The 24,092-nt window shown below is 56.1% G+C and carries 21 protein-coding genes and 1 tRNA gene; 9 read left to right on the forward strand and 13 right to left on the reverse strand.

The features are described from left to right. The first annotated feature begins 32 nt into the window (after positions 1 to 32). The 3 genes from O3S85_RS01245 to O3S85_RS01255 all read left to right on the forward strand — a co-directional run bounded on the left by O3S85_RS01245 (position 33) and on the right by O3S85_RS01255 (position 4,548). On the forward strand, positions 33 to 1,394 hold the full coding sequence (locus O3S85_RS01245) for a GH1 family beta-glucosidase (RefSeq protein ID WP_269537210.1): 1,362 nt from the start codon (positions 33 to 35) through the stop codon (positions 1,392 to 1,394). 21 nt (positions 1,395 to 1,415) lie between these two features. Next, positions 1,416 to 3,107 (forward strand): hypothetical protein, encoded by a 1,692-nt coding sequence (locus O3S85_RS01250; protein ID WP_269537211.1) that lies wholly within the window; start codon positions 1,416 to 1,418, stop codon positions 3,105 to 3,107. 136 nt (positions 3,108 to 3,243) lie between these two features. After that, positions 3,244 to 4,548: an amino acid permease gene (locus O3S85_RS01255; RefSeq protein WP_269537212.1), complete on the forward strand. Its 1,305-nt coding sequence runs from the start codon at positions 3,244 to 3,246 to the stop codon at positions 4,546 to 4,548. Here O3S85_RS01255 and O3S85_RS01260 read toward each other — a convergent pair. Further along, positions 4,545 to 5,342, reverse strand: a complete 798-nt coding sequence (locus O3S85_RS01260) for a phytanoyl-CoA dioxygenase family protein (RefSeq protein ID WP_269537213.1) — start codon at positions 5,340 to 5,342, stop codon at positions 4,545 to 4,547. The two genes, O3S85_RS01255 and O3S85_RS01260, sit on opposite strands and share 4 nt — an antisense overlap. Before the next feature lie 57 nt (positions 5,343 to 5,399). Between O3S85_RS01260 and O3S85_RS01265 the strand changes: the two genes are divergently transcribed. After that, positions 5,400 to 6,305 carry an AraC family transcriptional regulator gene (locus O3S85_RS01265; protein ID WP_269537214.1) on the forward strand — a complete coding sequence of 302 codons (906 nt, stop codon included), beginning with the start codon at positions 5,400 to 5,402 and terminating at the stop codon, positions 6,303 to 6,305. Here the strand turns inward: O3S85_RS01265 and O3S85_RS01270 are convergent. The 6 genes from O3S85_RS01270 to O3S85_RS01295 form a co-directional block, all read right to left on the reverse strand. Beyond that, positions 6,250 to 7,245: a glycosyltransferase family 2 protein gene (locus tag O3S85_RS01270; RefSeq protein ID WP_269537216.1), complete on the reverse strand. Its 996-nt coding sequence runs from the start codon at positions 7,243 to 7,245 to the stop codon at positions 6,250 to 6,252. The two genes, O3S85_RS01265 and O3S85_RS01270, sit on opposite strands and share 56 nt — an antisense overlap. A 7-nt stretch (positions 7,246 to 7,252) precedes the next feature. Continuing rightward, positions 7,253 to 8,212 carry an AEC family transporter gene (locus tag O3S85_RS01275; protein ID WP_269537217.1) on the reverse strand — a complete coding sequence of 320 codons (960 nt, stop codon included), beginning with the start codon at positions 8,210 to 8,212 and terminating at the stop codon, positions 7,253 to 7,255. 54 nt (positions 8,213 to 8,266) lie between these two features. Next, complete coding sequence (locus O3S85_RS01280; protein WP_269537218.1) at positions 8,267 to 9,058, reverse strand: peroxiredoxin-like family protein; 792 nt, start codon at positions 9,056 to 9,058, stop codon at positions 8,267 to 8,269. A gap of 39 nt (positions 9,059 to 9,097) precedes the next feature. Further along, on the reverse strand, positions 9,098 to 10,255 hold the full coding sequence (locus O3S85_RS01285; protein ID WP_269537219.1) for a glycerate kinase: 1,158 nt from the start codon (positions 10,253 to 10,255) through the stop codon (positions 9,098 to 9,100). A gap of 69 nt (positions 10,256 to 10,324) precedes the next feature. Next, positions 10,325 to 11,398, reverse strand: coding sequence for a response regulator (locus O3S85_RS01290; RefSeq protein WP_269537220.1), 1,074 nt, complete (start codon positions 11,396 to 11,398; stop codon positions 10,325 to 10,327). 116 nt (positions 11,399 to 11,514) lie between these two features. Further along, entirely contained in the window at positions 11,515 to 12,885 is a 1,371-nt protein-coding gene (locus O3S85_RS01295; protein WP_269537221.1) for an MFS transporter, read from the reverse strand. Positions 12,886 to 13,050: 165 nt separating this feature from the next. Between O3S85_RS01295 and O3S85_RS01300 the strand changes: the two genes are divergently transcribed. Next, complete coding sequence (locus O3S85_RS01300) at positions 13,051 to 13,539, forward strand: hypothetical protein (protein WP_269537222.1); 489 nt, start codon at positions 13,051 to 13,053, stop codon at positions 13,537 to 13,539. Between the two features lie 30 nt (positions 13,540 to 13,569). Here O3S85_RS01300 and O3S85_RS01305 read toward each other — a convergent pair whose 3' ends face one another. Continuing rightward, the gene (locus O3S85_RS01305; RefSeq protein WP_269537223.1) at positions 13,570 to 13,983 is read right to left on the reverse strand and encodes a response regulator; all 414 of its coding nucleotides are present in this window, start codon (positions 13,981 to 13,983) and stop codon (positions 13,570 to 13,572) included. Between the two features lie 125 nt (positions 13,984 to 14,108). Between O3S85_RS01305 and recF the strand changes: the two genes are divergently transcribed. The 4 genes from recF to O3S85_RS01325 all read left to right on the forward strand — a co-directional run bounded on the left by recF (position 14,109) and on the right by O3S85_RS01325 (position 18,523). Then, positions 14,109 to 15,194, forward strand: coding sequence for a DNA replication/repair protein RecF (gene recF, locus O3S85_RS01310; RefSeq protein ID WP_269537224.1), 1,086 nt, complete (start codon positions 14,109 to 14,111; stop codon positions 15,192 to 15,194). Next, positions 15,194 to 15,952 (forward strand): sulfite exporter TauE/SafE family protein, encoded by a 759-nt coding sequence (locus O3S85_RS01315; protein ID WP_269537225.1) that lies wholly within the window; start codon positions 15,194 to 15,196, stop codon positions 15,950 to 15,952. Before recF ends, O3S85_RS01315 begins: the two co-directional genes overlap by 1 nt. Before the next feature lie 60 nt (positions 15,953 to 16,012). Then, positions 16,013 to 16,086 (forward strand) — tRNA-Gln (locus O3S85_RS01320). A gap of 277 nt (positions 16,087 to 16,363) precedes the next feature. Further along, positions 16,364 to 18,523: a sulfatase family protein gene (locus O3S85_RS01325; protein WP_269537226.1), complete on the forward strand. Its 2,160-nt coding sequence runs from the start codon at positions 16,364 to 16,366 to the stop codon at positions 18,521 to 18,523. Positions 18,524 to 18,567: 44 nt separating this feature from the next. Here O3S85_RS01325 and argF read toward each other — a convergent pair whose 3' ends face one another. Genes argF through argC form a run of 5 tightly spaced genes read right to left on the reverse strand, consistent with a single transcriptional unit; the run spans position 18,568 to position 23,905 of the window. Beyond that, positions 18,568 to 19,497, reverse strand: a complete 930-nt coding sequence (gene argF / locus O3S85_RS01330) for an ornithine carbamoyltransferase (RefSeq protein WP_269537227.1) — start codon at positions 19,495 to 19,497, stop codon at positions 18,568 to 18,570. A 4-nt stretch (positions 19,498 to 19,501) separates the two neighbouring features. Then, positions 19,502 to 20,698, reverse strand: coding sequence for an aspartate aminotransferase family protein (locus tag O3S85_RS01335; RefSeq protein WP_269537228.1), 1,197 nt, complete (start codon positions 20,696 to 20,698; stop codon positions 19,502 to 19,504). Between the two features lie 10 nt (positions 20,699 to 20,708). Then, positions 20,709 to 21,620, reverse strand: a complete 912-nt coding sequence (gene argB, locus O3S85_RS01340) for an acetylglutamate kinase (protein ID WP_269537229.1) — start codon at positions 21,618 to 21,620, stop codon at positions 20,709 to 20,711. A gap of 9 nt (positions 21,621 to 21,629) precedes the next feature. Beyond that, positions 21,630 to 22,859 (reverse strand): bifunctional glutamate N-acetyltransferase/amino-acid acetyltransferase ArgJ, encoded by a 1,230-nt coding sequence (argJ, locus tag O3S85_RS01345; RefSeq protein ID WP_269537231.1) that lies wholly within the window; start codon positions 22,857 to 22,859, stop codon positions 21,630 to 21,632. Between the two features lie 8 nt (positions 22,860 to 22,867). After that, positions 22,868 to 23,905 carry an N-acetyl-gamma-glutamyl-phosphate reductase gene (gene argC, locus O3S85_RS01350; protein WP_269537232.1) on the reverse strand — a complete coding sequence of 346 codons (1,038 nt, stop codon included), beginning with the start codon at positions 23,903 to 23,905 and terminating at the stop codon, positions 22,868 to 22,870. Between the last annotated feature and the right edge of the window lie 187 nt (positions 23,906 to 24,092).

Consider the following 24,092-nt stretch of genomic DNA (forward strand, 5'->3'; position numbering starts at 1 on the left):
CATCGCCCTCCATTTTTAAAATTCCTGATCCAATGAGTAACGAAAATTTCATCTGGGGCGTCGCGACTGCCGCCCATCAAATCGAAGGTGCCTGGCTCGAAGGCGGCAAAGGCCTCAACACGTGGGATGTGTTTTCGCACACTCCGGGCAAGATCGCCAATGGCGACACCTCCGCGGTTGCTTGCGACCACTACCACCGCTACGAGGAGGACATCGAGTTGATGGCGCAACTTGGCGTGAAGGGTTATCGCTTTTCGATCGCCTGGTCCCGCATCTTGCCGCAGGGCAAGGGCGCGGTAAACGAAGAGGGCATCGCGTTTTATAACAAGCTGATCGACGGCTTGCTCGCCAAGGGGATCACCCCGTTCATCACGCTTTACCACTGGGACTTGCCCGCCACGCTTCAGTTTGAAAACGATGGTTGGCTGAGCTATGAGACTGCCGAGTATTTTGCCGAATATGCGGATGTTTGCTTTAAGGCATTTGGCGACCGCGTGAAGCATTGGATGACCTTCAACGAAAACTGGTGCTCCGCCGTTCTCGGCCACGGCATTGGTTGTTTTGCGCCGGGTCGCGTTTCGCGCACCGAGCCTTACATCGCCGCGCACAACCTTTGCCTCGCGCACGGCCTCACGGTGCAGAAGTTCCGCCAGGGTGACTGGGGTGTGATCGGCATCGCGAACAATTGCGACTTCCGCGAGCCGCTGACCGATAAGCCGGAAGACAAGGCTGCCGCGCAAGAAGCGCTGGAGTTTTTCTATGGCTGGCTGACCGATCCCGTCGTCTTCGGCGAATACCCGGCAATCATGGTCGAGCGTCTGGGTGACCGTCTGCCGAAGTTTACCCCCGAGCAAAAAGAAATGCTCAAGGGCTCATGTGACTTCCTTGGACTCAACCACTACACGACACACTTTGCATCGCGTGAAAAGCCGACGGCAAACCTCGTCGGTGGGGACGAAGGCAATGGCGGCATTGATGAAGATCAGCAGGTGTTCCTGAGCCGTGATCCCGACTGGCTGCAAACGAGCAATGGCTGGTTCGTCGTGCCGTGGGGCATTCGTAAAATGCTCAACTGGGTATACGAACGCTACAACCAGCTGCCTATTTATGTGACCGAAAACGGCTGCTGCGTCGCCGACAACGACGAGAAGTCCGCGATCAGTGACGGCTTCCGTGCGGACTTTATCCGCGGCTACACGGAAGCCGTCGTGCAGGCACGCGAGGAAGACGGCGTGGATGTGCGCGGTTATTTTGGCTGGACGTTGATGGACAACTTCGAGTGGGCCAAGGGTTATGAAATGCGCTTTGGCATGATCTTCTGCAACTTTGATACGCTCGAGCGCACGCCAAAGGAATCCTACTACGCCTATCAGGAAATTATCCGCAACCGATAGACGCCGAACCCCATCTCCCCCATGAAGCGATCGGAAATCTACGCCGCAATTGCCGATAAGCTCGGCCCTACCTGCAATGCATCGATCGACGATGCTGGTTATCAGCGAATCGACGAAAGCCATGGCAAGCTCTCGGATGGCAACATCTATTACTGCATTGGCGAGATGTATCGCGTGCGTGGAGTGCAGCCCGGGGATTTGCTCGGGCGCGACTATGTGCAAATCGCGCATGCGTTGATTTCCCGCTGGGAAGAGATGGACACGCTCAAGGGTTGTTTTGCCGCAATGGGTTTGGCCATGCTCGGGCCCGACTCGCCCGAGCACCCCATCCTCGGGAAACTTTGCGATGCAAAGCGTGCTAAAGTGGAGAAGACGCTGCGCGTGACCCGTGCCTTCCCGCACAATTGGGAAGTCTTCAATGCGAGCCTTCGCATGGGTCGTTCGGTCTTGTGGGGAGACGACCCGGCCCTGGTGCTTCCGCATCTGGATAAGCTCGTGAAGAAATATGAAGTCTCGGGCTACTTCGACGACTCGGCCAACAGTGGTGACTACAATAACTACGGGCTTATGACGATTAACTTCGCGCTGCGATTGTCCGAGTTTTTACCCGTCGATCATGTTGTGCGCCGTGAAGTCGAGGCGCAGTTCAAGGTGCACGCGATGCGTTATTTTGAATTGCTCAAGAGCTTTATCGGTCCGCAGGGTGAAGGCTGGCTCTTTGGCCGGAGTAGTGGAGTGCTCGGGCAATTGCAGTGTATCTCGTATCTGGAACAGCTGTTGAGCAAGGGATGGTTTTCAGCGGAGGATGCCGCCTGGTCTCGCCGCGCATGTCGCGAACTAACGCAATACATGCAGGATGTTTTCTGGGATGAGGGAGGGCAATGGTTCCTCTTTCGCGATGAGAATCGCCAGTGCTATAACTATCGCACCACGCTGCCAATGACGTGGGACCTGTGGCGCTACTTCCTCCAGCTTGAGAACTATGCGCGCATTGATGAGGCGTTGCCGCAAAACGAGCTGGAAACTTTGCCATGCAAAGCTGACTGCCGTGAAATTATCACGAGTGTCGAGCGTCGAACTACGTATTTAGTCTGGAGTGATGACCACATGAAATGGCAAATGCCAATCATGGGCGGCCCCACTACTATGGCTGGCGATAGCTTGCCGCGGCCTTACCTGCCAGGACTGTTCGAGTGGGTGACGGGCAATGACGTTGTGCCTGCGCTTTGTCCGGAGTTTCAAATTGGTGAGGAAAAAGGCTGGCCCGCGTGGTGGCCGAAGTCGACGAAGTTGCAGGCCGAAGGCGATAACTGGCGTTACACGGTCAAATATGCGAAGCTCTGTGGAAGGCATGGCGAGGCCTTGGGTTGGCCAGTATCTGTTCGCGTGGAGTACCACTTTGGCACCGGGTTCTTTGAACGAATCGACCACCTGGAAGTTAGTGGCGAGATTGAGTTCGATAGCGTTCGCTTGGAGATCCTGCAAGGTGCACCACACCCGAAGGCACAGCGATATCCCAAAGTATACCAGATCAACTCTGCGATGCAAAGTAATCTGCCTGGTTTGACCGTCGAGGAAGTGGATGTGAGCGCCGATCCGCGTTACCGAAATTACTTTTCGCACCCAGCCAAGAGCTATGTGCTCAGCGGCGAGAAAGTAACGCTGGTGCCAGGCTCCTATACGATCGAGAGCCGGATTAGCTGGAGTATTTAGCTGCTAACTGCGTTTGGGCAAGCCGCACCATTCGTTGAGCGGGCGATCCGCGTTGACATACTACCCAAGCTCAGACTTTGGTCCGTATTCTGCTTGCGGAGGCTGTCGTTGCTGAACAGTTTGGTGACGCCTCTGCATGCACGTTTCCGGAAATAAAAAACTCGGCCTCTTCATGGCCACGATGCTGGTGACCGTAAATATGGTCGGCACCGGCATCTTCCTATTGCCCGTTACGATGGCGGGCATTGGTAGCATTTCGATCTGGGGCTGGCTTGTGGCTGCGCTAGGAGCAGGGGCGATCGGGCTGATGTTCGCCTATCTCGGAGCGACTGATCCGCAGCCCGGCGGACCGTATGCCTACGCGCGCTCGACGTTTGGGCCATATTTGGGTTTTCAAACCAACTACGTTTACTGGACTGCGAATCTGGTCGGTAACATCGCCGTTGCGACGACGGTGACCAGCTACTTCACCTTGTTCATCCCGGCGCTGAAATCCCAATGGGTGGGCGCGGGTTTCACGGTGCTGATTATTTGGGTGGCGACGGTTTGTAATATTATCGGCCCGCGCTTCGTGGGGATTGTTACGGGGTGGAGCACGGCGCTGGCGATTATACCGCTGTCCTGCGTGGCGTTGTTTGGCTGGTTTTGGTTTGATGTAGAAACATTTCTCAGTGGCTGGAATCCCCATGATAAGGCTCCAATGGCGGCGCTGACGACGAGTGCGACTTTTGCTCTTTGGGCGTTTATCGGGATCGAAAGCGCCTCGGTGGCCTCGGGGGTCATTGAGAATCCGAAGCGCAATGTGCCGCTGGCAACCCTGCTGGGTTTGCTAATCGCGACCGTGCTTTACGTGAGTACCTGCACGGTGCTGATGGGAATCATCCCCGCCGAGGAGCTCGCCAAAAGTGATGCGCCGTTCAGCGTCGCGGTGCAGAAATGTGTTGGGGTTATCGGTGCGACCGTGATTGGCATTGCGGCGATTTTGAAGGCCAGTGGCTCACTGGTGGGGTGGACGCTTACCATCGCGCAATCGGCGGAGTCCGCCGCGAAAGATGGCATTTTTCCGCGTGTATACGGGCGCGCGAATCGACATGGCGTGCCCGTGTGGAACTTCGTGATATCGGCTGCCCTGATGACGGCAATTGTCTTGCTGACCGCTTCGCCCTCACTGACCGAGCAGTTTAACAAGATCATCGACACGGCGATTATTTTAACGCTGCTGCCGTATTTATATTCCGCCGTTGCGTTCTTGATCAGCTGTCGCGCAAGAGCATTTCACGGATGGCGTCGGGTTGGGGCCTGGGTCGTGACTTTTGTGGCGATGGCTTACTGTATGTTTGCGTTGGTGGGTTCGGAGAACGAGCTGGTACACAACGCGATGTTTTTGCTTTTCCTGAGTGTGCCGATTTACCTGGCGTTTTTGCCGCGCAGATCGGACTAGATTTCGGGGAAGAACTCGGCGTTGTCGAGGCGGTCGCCGACGGATAAATTGAGTGAGTCCGTCAAGACATGGCGGCCGGCTTTTCCTTTTAAAGTCGTGTCGTAAACCGTATCGCGATCCATGAAAATTGCGACATGAGCAATGCGGTATTCGTCGGTGTCGTTGGCGTTTGCCATATGAGGGCACAGGCCATGGTGGAATGTGCAATCCCCGGCGCGAAGCGGCACGGTGATCTTGGTGGCGTATTCTAAATCCGGTGCGACAGAGAACAGCTTGCGGGAGTCGTTTAGGTTTTGCATGGCCAAGTCCGTCCGCCGATGAGCACCCGGAATGAAGGACATGCAGCCTCGGCGTTCGGGCACGTCGATGAGTGCCATCCAGCACGAAAGAGGGTTCGGGCTTTGGGCATGTGGCCAGAAGGGCTGGTCCTGGTGCCAGGCTGAGATCTTTCCGTTGTGTGGATCTTTGGCTAGCACGTGATCGTGCCAGAGCCGGAGAGGGACGCCGGCGAGAGCTTTAGCCGCAGCAGTCACGTTTGGGTGAAGCGTGAGGGACTTCATGATCTCGCTTTCACGCCAGGCGTTGACGGTCTGGTTGAGGATGTTTCGGTAGGCCCCGTCTTTGGATTTTTCGGGTGAGTTTTCTACAGCGATACGCAGTGTCTCGGCATGGTAGAACTCGACTTCATCAGTAGTCAGGATGCCTTCAATTTTCACGAAGCCGTTTTCGCGATAGAACGCAATTTGTTCTGAGGTTACATCAATGGGCTTGGGCTGTGGAAGAGTAGTTTTCATAATGCCGTATATTAGCAAACGCTTTAGATTCACGCTTGAATGTTTGGGGGATATTCATTGTATATTTCCGATGTGATGCAGGCGATGCATACGGTAACTCAGGAGGAAGTCCGGCTGTCTAAACGACATCCAGTCAAAGTGGCGGGCATCTCGGGAATTCGTCATGATGTGGCACCGCATGATCATGAGTTTTACGAAGTGGTGTTGATTCGCAGTGGTCGCGCGACGCACATGACCAGCGATGGTGAGCGCCCGTTGGGGAGGGGGGATTTATTGGTCGTTTCACCGGGGCAAGTGCACGCAATTTCGAGTCCGCGCAATTTGTCTCTCTTCAATGTGTATTACCTTTCGGAGTGGCTGCTGCAGGATTTCCTCTTGCGCGATGTAGCGCCGCAACTGAGTTTGCTGTTTTTGGGCCAACACCTTTTCCCGGACCGATCTTATGCACTGCCGATCCACGTCAATTTGCCGTCGGACTGTTGTCAGCAGGTCACGGGCGAGCTGCAGTTATTGGCCCGGCTGTCAGGCTTGGAATCGCCCAATGCCTTGCTGATGAAGGCTTCGCTAATCAAGGCCTTTGCCTGGATTGTGGACTCGCTGCCGGAAGGCATTCAAGTGGATCATGAGTTTATCCAGCATGCGCTGGTGCAGCATTTAATTAGCTGCGTTGATCGCGCGCTGGACGACGGCGCTCCCGGTAATGTCGCGAACTGGGCGGAGCGTGTGAACTACTCGGCCGATCATTTTTGTCGGCGGATTCGTGCGCTCACGGGGGAGTCGCCCAATGCCTTTTACCAGAGGCGTCGCTTGCAGCGTGCGGTGGCGGCCCTGGTGCACGGGCAGGAATCGGTTAGCGAGATTGCGCATCGATTAGGGTTTACTGACAGCGCGCACTTTTGCCGGGTCTTCAAGGCGTCGTATCAACTGTCGCCTTCGGCTTATCGTGACCGTTTTCCGGGGTAGCCAATTTCAATGCCCGCAGTAGGCCAAGTGGAAGGCCAGTGAGAATAACTCCTGCGATGGGCTTTAGTGAAAATCGCTGACCGAGTGCGGCGAAAAAACGCTCTCTTGCGGGGCGGCGCATCCCGAAGTAGAGGCGGTCTTTGCCCGTTAAAAACAGTGCACTGGCTAGCTGTGCCCGCAGATAGCGTTGGTGCTCCGGGAACGCGTTCAATGTAAGCAACTGGGAAAATATATAGACGAGGTTGTCGTTTTTATCGGGGCTACGTCGGCCGGTTTCCATTTGCGAATGCACGCGGTATCGCGTGAGGCGTTGGGGCACGTAGTGGATTGCTTTGCCAGTAGCGGTCAGCAGACAGCTGATCCAGAAATCATAGGCTCCGGCTACATCATTCGTCAGCCGCTTCCAATCGATGGCATCCTTGCGAAAGGCCGAGGCCATGGCCAGCGGAACCCCATTGTGGACGAGCGTAAACGTCGCGGCGTCGGCGACCTTGCCTTCCGGTTTGTTATGGCGATGGTATTGCTGGGTATTCGCCTCGGTTTGCTCTGGATCAACGACGCTATGCTCGTCCATGATCCAATGGTCGCTAAAGCACAGGACACAGTTTTTATCCGCCACCATTGGCGGAATCACGCCCGCGAGAAAGCCCGGCTCCCAGGCATCGTCATCATTCAGGATCGCCACGTATTGGCCGGAGCTTTGGCTGACCGCTTTTAGGATGCTGCCGACGATGCCGATGTTTTCGCGGTTGGCAATGTAAGTGATCTTGCCGCTTTGGATGTGAGGCGCGCAGATATCCCGGGCGGCGGCAAACCCGGAGTCATCGACGACGATTATTTCGCAATCCGGCCAGGTTTGCTCTAGCGCGCTGTTCAACGCTTCCGGCAAATACTCGGTCCGTTTATAAACGGTTAAAATGACTGTGACCCGCTCGCTCATTTTAAGGCTAATTCCAGCCGTTCCAAATGAGGCCGACTTGAATCCAAAGGGGGATGGTGACGAGGCTTAGTAAGCACGTTGGCACCACTGTTCGCAATGCTATATCGGTGCGTCCGCCATATACGCTGGCCAACACAACCGGGAATACGCCACATGGCATCGTGGCATGGACGAGTGCGGCTTCACGCAACGGCTGCGGTGCGGGAATGAGCAAATACACGGACATCAGGATTAGCGGCATCACCGCCAGCCGCGTAATGCAGGCACCGATGGCTACCGAAGGGCGGGTGAAAATCGGTTCGCGCGACATCAGGTCGGCAATGGTGGCACCGATCATGATCAAGCCGATCGGGATGGCGCAGCGGCCAAAGAGTTCGAGGCTTTCGGTTAGGAATCCTGGGATCATTTCGGTGAGCCCCAACAGATTTACCGGGATCGCGAGGATGATCGCCATAAGCGGCGGTGAGATAATGCGCTTAAGACTATTGCGGTTAAATTCCCCGCTGATGATCAGCACGCCCACGCTCCACATGGCCAGCTCTACGCCCACGCTAACCACGAGCAGCACGCCGGTGGTATTCATGCCGAAGAGTGGCTCGCAAACCGGGATCGCAAAATAACCGTAGTTATAAATACCGCCCGTAAAGCTGAAGCTGCGGCGTTCGTCGTTGCGCTTCATGCCGAAGAGCGGGGCCATGCCGTAGAAGACCGCGTAGCCGATCATGACGAACACAAAGCCCGTTAAAACCGCGCTAACGATCAGGCCCTCGGTGCGCAGAGATTCGTTTTTGGAAACGACGGAAAAAAGAAACGAGGGGTAGAGGATGTTGACGACCAGCTTAAGCAAGGTCTTCTCGCCCGCGTTAGTAATCCAATCGATCCGACGCGCAATCCCCCCCGCGCCCAACATGAAGAACACCGGCAGAATGGCAAAAAACAGATCCGTAAAACCGAGCAAGCCACTCACCCTGTGCAGGGATGAGTGGCTGTCGAAGTTATTTTTAAAACTGTGGTATGGGTCTTAGCTCGCTGGAGTCGTCTCGGGCAGGGCCTGGACGGCTTCGAGGATGTCGGCTGGTTCAGCGCGTTCCTTGTAGTCCGGACTCACGAAATCCCAGGCGATCGTGCCATCGGTGTTGATGACATAGGCCACCGTGAGAGGCAGCTCCTTGGAGTCGCTGCCGTTGTACTCGGACAGCTTCAGGCGGTCTTCGAGGATGCGGTGTGTGTCGTCATCGAGCGTGTAAACAATGCCGTAGTCCTTGGCGACGAGGTTGCCCTGGTCGCTGAGTACGATGAACTGCAGTTCGTTCTTCTCTTCGGTGGAAAGTGAGTTGTCTGGCGTCTCGGGGCTGATGGCGACGAGCTGCGCACCGGCTTCCTTGAGCTGCGGGAGAATGCCCTGCATGGCGCGGAGCTGCAGGTTGCAGTAGGGGCACCATCCGCCGCGATACCATACGACGACGACCGGGCCTTCCTGGAGCAAGTTAGACAGGGTGACGTCCTTGCCCTCAGCACTGGGTAGCGTGAAATCGGGGGCGGTGTCGCCCGTGCGCTTGGCGGTATCGACGACGCCAGAGGCCGAGACGTGCTCGATGCCTTTCTTGAAGGTTTGCTTCAGCGGCTCAGGTGCGGTTTGGGCGAAGTTGTCTGCGCGTGCGTCGAGATCCTTTTGCAGGCTCGGCACGGATGTTACTTTGTTTTCCGCAGAGCAACAGTCGTCGGCAAATACTTTTCCGCTGAGGAAAGTCAGTCCAACGGCTGCGATGGCAGCAAATTTAATGGCAAGGCAAGGAGTGCATTTGATGGTCATATGCGTAGATGTCGGCCCAGATGCCGTAACCTTGCAACTTTACTGGGAGAAAACTTCAAAAACTTTCTTGGCCAGTAGTTTTTTGCCGTCGGCAATGGAGCGCTCGCGCGTGTAGTTGGATGGGGCAAGGACGTTGCCCGTGGCTTTGGCGGGTAGCTGGAGGCCGCTCTCGATGATGCCGGCCATGACTTTTGCGGGCTTTCCCTGGCGGGCGGCCTCTTTTAAAATCGAGCCGGGGCCTTTGCCCTGAAGCGAAGAGGAATCAAAGCGACCCTCGCCGGTGACGATGAGGTCGGCATCGGCAATTTTCTTCTTCAAATCGAGCCAGGCTTCCACGAGGTCAAAGCCGGGCACAAGCTGGGCATCGCAGGCCACGCTGAGCCCAAAGGTAATGCCGCCAGCAGCGCCAGCTCCTGGCTGCATCATCTCGGTGCGGTCTTTGTTGAAGAACGAACAGAGTTTTTTAGCCATCTCGCCAAAGCCCTTTTCGAAGCTGGTCATGTCGCCCGGTGTCAGGCCTTTCTGCGGGCCATAAACGGTGACGGCACCATTGGGCCCGAGGAGCGGGTTTTGCACGTCGCAGGCGATATAAATGGGAGGGATGTGCGGCCAGATTTCTCCACGAATACGGGAGACCTGTCCCCAGTCGCGCGGGACGACGTGGTCCATCATGTCCATTTTCTCGTCGAGCAGCTCCAGGCCAATGGCTTCCAGCGCACCCATGCCGAGGTCAATCGTGGCGCTGCCGCCAACGCCAAGGATGATTGCGCTGGCCCCGGCATCGGCGGCCTCGGCGATGAGTTGGCCGGTGCCAAACGACGTGGCAATCCACGGATCGCGTGCGGCCTCGGGGATGGCTTCCAGGCCGCTGGCTTGGGCCATTTCGATAATGGCGATTTTGCCGAAAGAGGGCAGGCCGAGCATTTTCTTAACTGCAGCCGGGACCTTGGTGGCCTCCACGTAGCCCATTTCGGCGCGCATGGGTTCTAGCTGGGGGCCAATGATCGGCTTGGAAACGATCTCACCATAGAGCGCGCGGGTAAGGATTTTGCAAAAGCCTTCGCCACCGTCAGCCAGTGGGGCTACAGTGACTTCCCAACTGGGATGGGCCTTAAGCAGCGCCTCCTGCGCAATGGCGCAGGCCTCGAAGGCGTTCATGGAGTCTTTAAATTTGTCGAATGCGAACAGAATATGCATGGCGTAGTGGGTCCGTTTTGTAGGGGGGAGTAAACGGGCTACAAACAGCGACTTCGACCGGGGCGTTTCTTATTCATCCTCTTTGTCGCCAAAAAGGATGGTTTCGCTTTGGGCCAAAAATTGCTCGCGAGCTTTAATGAGCTTCTCGGTCTTGGCGAGGGATTTTTCCCGCGCAACCAGCTCTTCTTCCTTCTCCTTGATCTGGGCACGCATGTTTTCCAACTCGCTGAGCTCTTCGGGGGAGAGGCCTTCTCCGCCGCCACCACCCGAGCCACCGCCTTGCTTTTGGAGGTCTTCGCGCATTTGTTCCAGCTCGGTCTCGATCTCCTGGAGGCGCTGACCTTTCTCGAAAAGGCTTTCCTCGCTCTCCTGCAGGAACAGCTCGCGCTCCTGAATGTTGGTCTCCATGGTCTGGAGTTCGTTTTCCTTCAGTTCCAGCTCTTCCTTGAGGCGTTGTAGCTCGGCCTGGGCTTCCGCGGACAGTCCGCCTCCGCCTTGCTCCTTCTCGGCGCTTTTGAGAGCGTCCATGCGTTCCCGCATGACGTTCTCCATCGTCTTCATTGCGCCTTCTTTCAGCTCCAGTTCGGTGAGCTTGTTTTTCAATTCCTTGTCCTGCTGCTTACGCTGGGTCAGCTCGTTGCGGACCATCTCCAGCTCGGCAGCGAGTTGCTCATTTTGCGCCTTGGTGTCCTCGTAGGAGTCCAGCTCGGCTTTGAGGCGCTGCATTTCGTCGACCAGTTCCGGGTTGGCACCATCGGCGGTGGCGACTTGCAAGCGCTGTTGGCGCTCTTGCACCCCACGCTGCACGGTAGCGATCAGCTCGTCTTCGTCGTAGGGCTTTTCGATGTAATCGTAGGCACCCAAGCGCAAAGCCTTGAGCACAAAATCGCGGGATTCGGCGGCTGTCATCATGACGACGACGACGCGCTCATCCATCCTCTTGAGTTCGGAGAAAAGCTCCAAGCCGGACATGCCGGGCATTTCAATATCCGTCAGCACCAGGTCGATGGTGTTGTTGCAGAACACTTTAACAGCTTCTTCTCCCGAGAGAGCGTGCAATAGGTCGATACCGGTGTCCTCAAAAACGAGGTCGAGCATTTCGTGCACGCCTTCTATGTCGTCAACTATCAGTACCTGAGCCATAGCAGATTCAATCGTAGTGCAAACACTAGGAAAACCTTCCCCCAGACGGCAAGCGTTATGATGAATCCCTTTTCACTGAAAATTTGGGGACCTACTTCCCGGGCAGTGCCTGGGCCCTATTTCTTCCGCTTAATAATCGGCGAGACGAAGTTGGCGTTAGCCAGGAAATTGAGACCCTGTATCTGCAGCATCTGGCGGACGGTCCGCATCGTACCCATGAGCGAGCCCTCGGCGTAAGTTTCCGGCTCTTTGATGCGGCGCAGGATGAACAGGCCAAGCAGCAGTGCAGTCGGCCCGACGGCGAAGCCAATGCGGTAAACGGTCAATGTCGACCAGCCCATGTCGTCGCTGATCTCGATGAGCTGTCCGGCGATCATTGGGGCGATCGCGGAGGCAACGGATGTCACGGCCATATTGGCACTGATCGCAGCCGTGCGCCCCGTCTCCGGCATGACTTTAAACAGCAGATTGAACAGTCCCAGTAAGTAGGCGTTGCCCACGATGCCGCCACAGATCCACATGAAGTAAAGCAGCCAGGAGATACTCGGTGTGAGAATGCACCAGAGGTAATTTTGCACCTGCCAGATGATCATGGAAAGGATCATCACCGGGATGCACCCGTGGCGGTCAATCACCTTGCCCCACAAGGGCAGTGTGAGGGCCCCGGAAAGCGTCGCCAGGATGTTGATCAGGGCAAACTGCCACGGCGCAATGCTCAGGTGCTCATAGACAAAACGCGGGATGAAGGGCCCTGTTAGGCTCATCCAGAAACCGCACCAGCTGCCGAAAATCACCAGCAGGATGAACTTCTTGTGATGGCGGAGGTTCTTCAGGTCTTTCAGCCAGCCATCGGTCTTGAGCATGCCCTCCGATTCGGGTGGCGTGACGATTATATGTTGGTAAAGCAGCGAGAAAAACCGGCAAAGTATCGCCACGATGATCAGTGACTGATAGGCCCAGATCGAGTCGGAATACCAGTTGAGCATGCCCATCGACACAAGCAGGAAGCAAATGGTGACAATGCTGATCAGGCGGTTGCGATTGGCAAAATAGCTGCCGCGCACCTTACTGGGCGTCCACTGCTGCACCCAGGCCGTCCAGCCAACGCCGATCAGCGACTGCGTCAGCGAAGCCAGCCCGAAGAAAATCAGAAACAGCTGACCGGCGGCCTTGGGGTCATCGGGTGGCAGGTAACCGAGCACAGCGGCCATTACGGCCCACAGACCGAGATTCATCCATCCGGGCGCCAGGGCGAGGTCGCGCGAAGTCAGGAATTTGCCCACGATCGGGGTCAGCACGATCTGGAGCGCATTACTCCAGGCGGGCAGGGACGCGATCACGCCATAGACGACGGGCGAGATTTCGTAATAAAGCGTTAGTAGGGCGGAAATGATAAAGCCGGCCGGCAGGCACAGTAAAATCCAAGGCGTCGCCAGCAAGCCCTCGAGTATGCCCAAGCGCAAGTTCCGTTGCTCCGTGGTTTCCATGGTGTCACCCGATGACAATTTTGCCAAACGCGTCAAGCCTCATGCCGTCTCCTCCCTCAGAAAAATACCACGGGTAATGAAGATCATTACGATCATTGAGCTATCGGGGGTGGAGATCGCGGCGGGAAGTTATATGACTAAGCATAACCCATAACTTGTTGCGCCATGATAAAAAAGATGATGCTTTTGGCCGCATTGTGCGGTCTGTTGATGAACGGGTTGGCCACGGTCTCCCTTGCCCAAAGTGACGTAAACCCCAACACCGTAACCAGCCAGAAGCTGCAAAGCATCCGCATTCCGCAGCTAAAGTTTGAAAACGCGCCATTGGGCGAGGTGCTCAATTACATTTCCAAGCAGTCGCTTGAGGAAGACCCCGGCCCCGTCGTGACTGGCGTTGAGTTTATCTATATGCCGCCCAAGGAAAATGCTCCCAATCTCACCATCTCACTACGCAATATCAAGGTAGGCACCGCGCTGGACATCATTTGCGCCAAGACGGGGATGCAGTGGGACTATAATCAAGGCCTGATCGTCGTGAAGCCCGGCAAAAACGACAGCAATTTGACCTCGCCCAGCCAGCCCATGAAGACCGAGGTATTCGATTTCAGCCGCCAAATGGTCAACCGCGCGAAGTATAGTAACTCCACTGACTAACCGCGAGGAAGGCGTTTGCCTGGCCCTTGCCTATTCCTGAATCTTATTCAGGACGTCTTCGCTGAAATAGAAGGTCTCGCCGTCGGCGATTGCCTGGATGGCTTTGGCGAGTTCGCCAATACCGGAAGCCTTGCTGACGAAGCCATCGGCATGGCCGTGGTTGGCGAGGCGAATCGTCTCAGGAGTTACCCGTCCCGTGTAGATAATGATCTTGGTCTCGGGAATCTTCATCTTCAGCAGGTGAAGGATTTCCAGACCGTTTACTTCCGGGATGCCTACATCGGCAACGACCAGGTCGGGCTTGAGCTCCAGGCATTTTTGCATCGCTTCAGAGCCATCGGCAGAGATGCCCAGCAGTTCCATGTCGGGCATTTCGCTGGTGATAAATCTCTCCAGCAAGGTCTTCAACATGTCGTTATCTTCGATTATATAAAGTGTCTTCATCGGAGGTATGTGTATTAGACTATAAGTGTAATCTGGAGCATGTCCATGCTTCATCTCTATTCTCGCTTAGATATCACTAACATACTGTTTGCTTTACCGGGCACCATCAACAGGTTGGTTGCTGAATGAATTTGCTGCGCCTGCACGCTGAGAATTTCCGCAACATTCCTCTGGCCGCTGTCGGGCTGGAGGCGGACAGCGTATTCCTGCTCGGGGCCAATGGGCAGGGTAAAAGCAACTTGCTGGAGGCCGCAGGCCTGGTGACGGCGGCGCGGTCGTTTCGCACCACGGAGACGCGGCCACTCATTCGGCAAAACCAACCGCAGGGGCGCGTCTTTTTTAAAGTCCGGCACGAGCACCGTGGCGAAACGGAGATCACGCTGACGCTCGCCAGCGGTGCCAAGCAGATCGAAGTCGACGGCGAGAAAATTACCCGGCTGGCGGACTTTATCGGGCAATTTCCCACGGTCGTTTTTTCGGCGGAGGATATTCAGCTACTGCGCGGTTCGCCGGGCCTGCGTCGCCGCGCGCTCGACCTCACCCTGGCCGCGACTGACCCAGATTATTTCAAGGCGCTCTCGCGCTACACGCGGGCGCTGCGCGATCGCAATAAATTGCTCAAAGACGAGGCGCCGACCGCTTCGCGGCGTCCGTTTGAGCGCTTGCTGGCCGAAGAAGCGGTCAAGTTGATTGCGGCGAGAAGCCAAGGGGTGAAGCAGTTGTCGGCGTCGCTGGTCGAGTGTTACTCGGAGCTTTGCGGGGTAGATGAGTCACCAGCCCTGCAATACAAGGTCGATTGCCAGGCAGCGACCACGGAGGATTTTTTGAAAACACTGGAGCAGCAGCAGCGCCGCGACGAGGCCATGGGCTCCACACAAAAGGGGCCGCACCGTGATGATCTGGCTTTTAAGCTGAAAGGCCGTTCGGCGCGGGATTTTGCGTCCGACGGGCAGCAGCGCGGTCTTGTGGTAGCACTTCGGTTGGCGCAGCTGCGTTACTTTCAGTCACGGACGGGCTTGGCTCCGGTGGTGCTGGCGGACGACGTGTTAGGCGAACTGGACCCCGTAAGGCGCGCAGGCTTTTGGCGCGCGGTGGGGCCAGATTTGCAGGTCATCGCCACCGGCACCGAGCCGCCCGTCGGCGATGCGCGGCAATGGAAAATCATTCACGTCGAAGGCGGCGCTTTCGACGAAGCAAAGGGGGAGGCCTAGTGGAGTTTCTCGGCATCGGCTGGCAGGATTGGTTGTTTGCAGCCTTGGGAGCGGCCTTAATAGGTCTGTCTAAGGGCGGGCTTCCGGGCGCGGGCAACGTCAGTATTTGGATTTTTGCGGAGGTCTTTGGGGCCAAGGAATCGGTGGGCTACCTGCTGCCGGTGTTGGTCTGCGGTGACACGGTGGCGATCATCATCTACCGCCGTAATGCGGACTGGGGGCACGTTTGGCGGCTATTCCCACCGATGGCAATTGGTGTGTTGGCCGGATGGCTGCTGTTTCACCAGATTCCGGCGCAGGAGTTTCGCGTCGTCATGGGGTGCCTGCTACTGATGATGACCGCGCTGCACTTTGGCCGCAAGTGGATGCTGCGCAAACAACAGGCCGGTGAGGACAAGGTGCCACACGCCAAGTGGTTCATCTGGAGCACGGGCGTGGGCGGTGGCTTGGCCACAATGCTCGCCAATGCCGCGGGCCCGGTGGCGGCGTTTTACCTGATGGCGGTGCGGCTGCCGAAGTTTGCCTTTATCGGGACCTCTGCCTGGCTGTTTTTCATGATCAACCTGTTCAAGATGCCCTTTCAGGCGCAACTGGGCACGGTGAATGTCACCTCGATCCCGATTAGTCTGACGCTGGGCGTGGTCGCGGCACTGGCCTGCTTGGTGGCTCCAAGGATCGTGAAGTATATTCCGCAAAGGCAATTTGAGTGGTTGGTCTGGGCGGTAATCGTCTTTGCCGGGGTGCGATTAATATTTTAAAAATCTTTCGATCCATGCTTGACGAGCCTCTGCTCAGATGTAGTTTACAGCGCTTACGTTAGGCCCATGGTGTAATGGTAGCACAGAGGTTTTTGGTACCTTTAGTTGGGGTTCGAGTCCCTGTGGGCCTGCCATAAAAGCAAAGCTTTTAAAAACGAGATGCGGTGCATCTCACGCGGTTAAGTAACCGCACGTCCGCCAAAGGGACGAGAAACCCCAAGGGGTTTGACGAAGCGGAAGAGCGATCATGGGCCGATAGGTGTGCATAATGAGTCTCTCAGAGTTTACCTATAAGCTTGTACTCAAAACTTGGATCTGTATTAAGTAAATGATTGTGCATGAAGCTTTGCGCCTAATATGTGCACTATTTTCTTTTATATTCCAGATTAGTCATACATAGTAATCAAGTATATGAATATAGGGTTGGGGTTGTTTTATTTTCAGCAATGGTATGTTCGCAAAATGATATGCGCTTTTCTTTTGCTGTTCTTCGCTGCGGGTAGCCTTTTGGCTGATGCTCGACCGAATTTTGTCATATTCCTAAGTGATGACCAGTTGGAGTATGAATATGGTTTTTTGAATCCAGAAATCGTGGCAACGCCAGCGATAGACAGATTAAGGGCTGAGGGCGTATATTTTGAGAACTTTTATTTGAATGCCTCTGTCTGTTCAAGCAGTCGATATAGTATCTATTCCGGGAATTATCCTAATCGCGGCATTTTTGGCAGTAACACTATCCATCGCTACAATCAGCGTCGATTGGCGTTCGCAAGTTTGATTCAGAAAGGTTCACCTTCAGTGGGGGCCGTGCTTCAGGCCGCTGGCTATCGCACTGGTTTCGTTGGAAAATCGGATGGCTACGCTCGCAATGGTTCATATCGATTGACTTCAACGGCTGACCGCAGAGATCCTCTATTACAAGCGGATTTAGCTCACGATCAGGTAGTGCTACAAGATGCAATCAAAGCGCATGGTTATGACTTTGCCGCTGCTCTTTATCGGGGGAATGTCATTAGCGGGAGCCCACATAATATGGAATGGGTTACGAGTGCGGCGCTTGATTTTTTGAATGAACCCGGGGATGAACCTTTCTTTCTGGCGATCAATTCAACCTTGGTCCACAGTCCATTTGGTTTGGTGAACCATCTATCTGGCGATCCGAGTAATACCGATGGTGGATTGTTGAGTGATTCAGCTGTAAATTACATTGCCGCTAGCATGACTCCACGAACTGAAATCAAAGAGAGTTATGAACAGCTTGGCCTCTCGGATGCTCATCTTCCCCTGTATTGGATGGATGACGCAGTCCGCGCAGTATATGATCACTTGGATGAATTGGGAAAGTTAGATAATACCTATTTCATCTTTCTTACGGATAATGGCGGGGCTTTACCGCAGGATGGGAAAGGCGATATCTACGAAGAAGGTATGCACGTGCCTCTTATAATCAGAGGGCCGGGAATCCCTGCTGGAGCGACTTCTGGTGCACTCTTATCGGCTGTCGATATATCCGCGACCATCTATGATCTTGCAGAAGTTGATACTGCGGATTGGCCTATCATTGATGGTATCTCGTTTCGCAATAGCCTTGATGGCGTAACACCCGCGAGATCATGGGTTTTTATGGAAATGGGCGTCACGCGCGCTCTAGTGTCTGCTGATAGGTATAAATACATACATTTTGCGATTACTTATGATATTCTAGAGCAGAATGCAGATGGTGTGATTGATCCGCACGCCGCATTGCCCCATGACCCAACTAAGCCAGATATTGCTTTTTATACTCACTTTGGTGCTCAAACTGCATTTGCACCGACCCTTTCCTCATGGGGGGGAGCGTGGATAAACCATCCGCATTACTTTGATCGTGAGCAGCTCTATGACCTGGCTTACGATGAGGCGGAAACCATTAATTTGATCGGTACATATCCTGAATTAGATCAACAGTTTCGCCTAATCCTAGCCGAGCTTTCCGATTCATTGGAAGGTACCTATCCGGGCTTTAAATATGAGTTGGAGATAAATGATCAGGGGCAGGTTGTCGGCGGTCCCATTCCGAGCGGTGGAATTCCAGCCCAATGGCCCGCGTTATTTGAGCTAGCGGCAGGTTCTGCATATCCTGCTTCAGAGACCGTGATTTCCGGGGGGGATGTTAACGCTGAATATAAAGTCTCGGCAGATCTTCAGGATCGAGGTCTAGTTGTTGGAATGAGTGATGGGAAACTGGTATTGCTACCGAACTACCATCTTTGGCTAAAATCTGGTGGTCTCATTCCTGACGAAGTTGGAGATGATTTGCTGATTCAGTATGCAACCAATGAGGCATTCAATCTATCAGCCACGGGCATTGCTATTATTTCCGATGCCGATACTCCTCTTCATCTGAAATATCGAGCTCTTAGGCCCGAGCTCAATTATGTGCTTGAGTATTCTAGCGAGCTTGATGGGGATTGGATGGAAGTTAATGCAGGAGACATTTTCGACGAGGGTAATATGAAACGTATGTTGCTTGGTAGTGACGTAGGAAAAATCCCCAGCTTTTACCGTCTAAGTGTAGATAGACGCTTCTAATAAAAGATCTGTTTAGAGTTTTTCTGATCGCCAGCCTTGCCCAGCTAAGCCGTCAGCACGGTCAGAATCGCTTTTTGCACGTGGAGGCGGTTTTCGGCTTCGTCAAAAACAATGGAGGCCGGGCTGTTGTAAACGTCTTCGCTGACTTCCTCGCCCAGGTGTGCGGGGAGGCAGTGCATGAAGAGCGCGTCCGGCTTGGCGGCGGCCATTACATCGGCATTGACTTGATAGGGTTGGAGGAGCTTCAGGCGTGATTCCTTTTCCTCTTCGGCCCCCATGCTGACCCACACGTCGGTGTAAACCACGTCAGCATCTTTCGCTGCCTTGAGCGGGTCCGTGGTGAACTGGTCCGTGAGCGGCTTGCCTTGTGATGCAAGGTCGTCGATGACGGCTTGCCCTGGCGCGAGTTCTTGCGGTCCGCCCAGTGCGATGTCGATGCCCAGGTGTGCGCCAGCGAGAAGCCAGGAGTTGGCCATGTTGCAATTGGTGTCGCCGAGGAAGGCGATCTTGCGGCCTTGGACGCTGGCCAGGTAGTTGTCGCCGTCAGCGTATTTTTCCGCCGCGGTAAAGATGTCCGTAAGGATCTGGCACGGGTGCGAATAGTCGGAGAGGGCGTTGATGATCGGCATCGTGCCGTGCTCGGCAAATTGCTCGAGCAGCTCGTGCTCGTAGCACCGGATCACCATGCCGTGCAGGTAGCGCGAAAGCACCTTGGCGGTGTCGGCCACGGATTCGCCGCGCGAGATCTGCGTATTGCTCGCGCTGAGGATCAGCGGGTGCGCGCCGAGTTCATGCAAACCGACCTCGAACGACACACGCGTCCGCGTGCTATTCTTATAAAAGAGCATGCCCCAGCTTTGCCCAGCGAGGGTCTTGGGGGTGGCGGCGCGCTCGCGCTTGTATTGGGCAGCCAGCTTAAAGACCTCGTTAATTTCATCGTTGGTGAGGTCGGTGACTTTCAGGAAATGCTTCATCGTTTTACAGCTCGGAGAATACTTTGAACAGGATATCGGTCGCGGCCTGGAGGTCTTCCTCGGACGCGATCAGGGGAGGTAATAAACGTAGCACATTGCCGCCGGCGGGGATGGCCACAAGGCCCGCTTCCCGCAGCTTCACGACAATGGGCCGCGGATCGGTTTTCAGTGCGAGACCGACCATGTAACCCCGGCCCCGGACTTCGTCCACGAGGTTCGGGTAAGACCGGATCAGCGTCTGCAGCCGGGCAATCCAAGGCTCGGAATTTTTCTTAACATTGCTGAGCAGGTCTTCGTCTTCGATGACGTCGAGCGTGGCCAGTGCCGCCGTGCAGGCTAGGGGGCCGCCGCCAAAGGTCGTGCCGTGCGAGCCCGGCGTAAACAGCCCGGCATGCGCCTCGGCAATCCAGACTGCACCCATGGGGAAGCCGCCGCCAAGGCCCTTGGCCATGCCGATGGCGTCCGGTTGGATACCCGCTTCTTCAAAGGCAAAGAACGTGCCCGTCCGCGCGATGCCGCATTGGACTTCGTCAATCAGCAGGAGCAGATTGTTGTCGTCGCACAGTTTACGCAGGCCCTGGAGGAACTCCGGTGTGCACGGTTGGATGCCGCCTTCGCCCTGGATGGACTCGACCATGATGGCCGCGGTCTGATCATCGATCTTGTCTGCAAAGCTGTTCAAGTCGTTGAGCTTGCCGTGGGCAAAGCCGTCGAGCATCGGACGGAAGCCGCCTTGAATTTTCTCCTGAGGAGTCGCTGCCATGCCGCCAAAGGTCCGGCCGTGAAAGGCGTTCTCAGCGGTGATTACTTTGTAACGCAAAGCTTCCTGGCCGTCGGACAGCTTCCGGCCATGGAGGCGCGCGAGCTTGAGCAGGGCCTCGTTGGCTTCGGCACCGCTATTGCAGAAAAAGGCTTTGCCCGGGCCGGCTTTTTTCACGAGGCGCTCGGCGAGGAGGCCCTGTGATTCGTGCGCATACAGGTTGCTGATGTGCGCGAGCTGGGCGGTCTGCTTTTGCACGGCGTCTACCCAATGCGGGTGGCAATGGCCGATGTTGGTCACGGCGATACCGGAGCCAAAGTCGAGCAGGCGGCGGTTGGAATCGTCATACACATAGACGCCTTCACCCCGCACAAAGGTGGTGCTGGGCGGGCCGTAATTACCAAGAACGTATTGTTCGTAAAGTGAAGTTGCTGTGGTCATCGGGGTGAGATTAACGATTCACGATTTCGGTGCCGATGCCCCGATCCGTGAAGATTTCCAAAAGAATGCTGTGTGGTTGCCGGCCATCGACGAAGTGGACGCGATGGACGCCGTTGTGGAGCGCGTTGACTGCGCTGTCGACCTTGGGGATCATGCCCTTGCCAATGGTGCCGTTGGTCTTGAGGCCGGCGACTTCGTCCACGTGGAGCGTGGAGATGAGCGAACTTGGGTCGTTGGGATCGCTGAGCAGGCCGGGCACGTCGGACATGTAAACCAATCGTCGGGCGCGCAGGGCTCCGGCGACGGCGGCGGCGGCCACGTCGGCATTGGTGTTGTGGGGCTGGTCGCTGTCGTCAACAGCAACGGGCGAAATAATCGGCGTGTAGCCGTCGGTCAGGGCCTTCTTGATGAGCTTGGCCTTCACGAACTTAATGGAGCCCACGAAGCCGAGGTCGATATCGTTGCCATCGGCGTCCTGGGAGAGCATCTTTTCGCAGTTGAAAACGGAGTTGCCGGGGATGCCCAGCGGGCGTCCGTTCTTTTGCTGAATGAGCTCGCAAATGTCGAGGTTGACCTGGCCGTTGAGCACCTTGTCGACGATTTTCACCGCCTCGGCATCGGTTACGCGCAGGCCGTTCTTGAAGATCGGTTCGAGGCCGGCTTCTTCCATGCCGCGGGTGATGGCCTTGCCGCCACCATGGACGACGACCACCTTGATCCCGACAGCGGCGAGGAACACGATGTCCGTGGCGACCCGCATGCGGGTGTCCGGATCGGGGTCATCCATGAAGCTGCCGCCGTATTTCACGACGAAGATCGAGCCGCGGAAGCGCTGAATATAGGGGAGCGCTTCCAACAAGACCTGGGCCTTGGTGGTGATGTCGATTTCGTCGATGGTGGGTGTTGCAGGTTGGGCAGCCATGAGGTTCAGTTATTCGGATTTGTTAAAGTCAACGTAGCCGGTCGAGAGGTCCGTCGAAAGCAATTCGTAGGCCCCTTCGCCGACATTTAAATTTAGGGTGATGGAAAATTCTTTTTTGGCGACGATGTCCTTCCACGTTGCGAGATTGTCATCTTGCGGCGTGCCCTGGAGCAGGGCGGGGACGTCGTTGTAAAATAGGTCGACCTTGGCTTCGACGAGGCCGACCCGGGCGTAGCCCGCGGCGTCCATTAGTCGGCCCCAGTTGGGGTCGCTGCCAAACCAGGAAGTCTTGACCAGCAACGAGTTGCCAATCGCCCGCGCCACCTTCTCGGCGGCTTGATCGGACGGGGCACCCTTAATGTAAAGCCGGACAAACTTGGTGACCCGCTCGCCGTCGCCGACGATTTTCTCCGCCAGTTTCCGGCAGACAATGCTCACGGCCTCCTGGAAAAGCTCGAGCAGTTCGGGCTGGTCTTCGGTGACTTCGATGCCGCTCACGCCGTTGGCAAAAAGCAGCACCGTGTCATTGGTGCTCATGTCGCCATCGACGGTGATCTGGTTGAAAGACGTTTTATTGGCAGTCGAGAGCACCTGCTGAAGCAGTGGCTTGGCGACGGCAGCGTCGGTCGTGACAAAGGCAAGCATCGTGGCCATGTTGGGCTCGATCATGCCCGCCCCCTTGCCCATGCCGGACACGGTGATGGTCTGTCCCTGCCAGTCAAACCGCGTGGTGACGGTCTTCGGCTTGGTGTCGGACGTGAGGATCGCGTAGGCAGCCTTTTCACTTTGCGCCGCAGAGTCTTCCAGCGCGGAACCCGCTTCAGCAATGCCTTTCCGCAGGTTGGTCATGGGCATCTGCCGACCAATCCGTCCCGTCGAGCAAACGAAGAATGAGCCCGCTGGCGCGCCGGACGCTTGCTCGGCGAGGGTGACCATTTCCTTGGCGTCGGCCATGCCTTGCGCGCCGGTGCAGGCGTTGGCGTTGCCGCTGTTGGCGACGAAACCGTGGATCGGAGCGCCGCTCTTTAAAATCTCCATGTCGAGGACGACGGGTGCCGCCTTGACGTCATTCGTAGTGAAAACACCCGCGGCAGTGCACGGCGTTTTGGAATAAACCAGTGCTAGGTCGAGCCGCTCCTTGCCGTTGTTGCGTACGTCGCAGGCGATGCCCGCAGTGCTGAAGCCGGGCGTGTCGCCGAGGCCAGGGGAGGGGTTGGTAATTTGGATGGCGTCGCTCATGGTCGGATTTAGAAAAGGCCGGCGGTTTCGGGGAAACCAAGCCAGAGATTCATGAGTTGCACGGCCTGGCCACTGGCACCTTTGAGGAGATTGTCCTCGGCGCTCGTGATGACCACGTTGCCGGTCCGCGCGTCGTAGGCGGCGGAGAAATCGATCCGCGACGTGCCGGTCACGTGGGCGGTGTCGGGCGTCTTGCCGCTGGGCAGCAGGGAGACGAGGGGCCGATCGCCATAGGCTTTTTCCCACTCGGCGTAGATGGCCTCAATGCCGGCTTGCTTCGCCTTGGCGACGATGGTCGTGGCAATGCCCCGCTTCATTGGGACGAGGTGTGGCGTAAATTGAATGACGACGCCTTCGCCCGCGGCGGCGCTGAGCTGCTCTTCGATTTCGGAGAGATGCCGGTGCTTCGGCACGCCGTAGGCCTTGGCGGACTCGTTCCGCTCGCAGTAAATGTAGTCTTCGGAAACCTTCTTGCCTGCGCCGCTGACGCCGCTCATTGCGTTGACGATGATGCTGTCTTTTTCAACGAGTCCGGCCTTGAGTAAAGGAGCCAGCGGGGTGATGACGCTCGTCGGGTAGCAACCCGGGCAGGCGATCATTTTGGCGTTTTCCCAACCGCTGCCATGCACCTCGGGAATGACGTAGGCGGCGTCTTTAAGTAGTTCCGGCGCAGGGTGTTCCGCACCATAAAACTCCTTGTAGGTCTCGGTCGAGCTGAGCCGGAAGTCAGCGCTCAGGTCGAGCACCTTCTTGCCTGCGGCAACGAGGGCCTCCGCATATTCGGCGGCAACGCCGTGGGGGAGGGCCAGGAAAAAGACGTCGATATCGTCCCGCGCGGCGAGGGCCTGGGGATCGGATTCCGTGAATGCAAAGTCATTGGGCAGCAGGCCCCGGAACCGCGGCATGACTTCCACCACCGGTTTTCCCGCGAGCGACCGGGAGGTCACAGCGGTGAGGTTGGCGTGGGGATGCCCGGCGATGAGCCGCACGAGCTCTTCACCGGAGTATCCGGCGGCGCCGACGATGCCTACATTGACTGGTTTCATAGCGGTGGTGGTGGTAGTGGGAAATTGTCAGTGGTCGATGGTCAGTTATCAATTATCAGTTGGATATGTGTAAAAAATGAAAATCGAAAACTGACCATTGAAAATTGATGATTGAAAAATCTTCGTAACGAACGGTCGTGAAAACGCAAAAACCCTCCTAGGCAACGGCCACAGAAGGGTTTCGAAA

It is taken from the genome of Cerasicoccus sp. TK19100, from assembly GCF_027257155.1.
GTDB classification, from domain to species: Bacteria; Verrucomicrobiota; Verrucomicrobiia; order Opitutales; family Cerasicoccaceae; genus Cerasicoccus; species Cerasicoccus fimbriatus.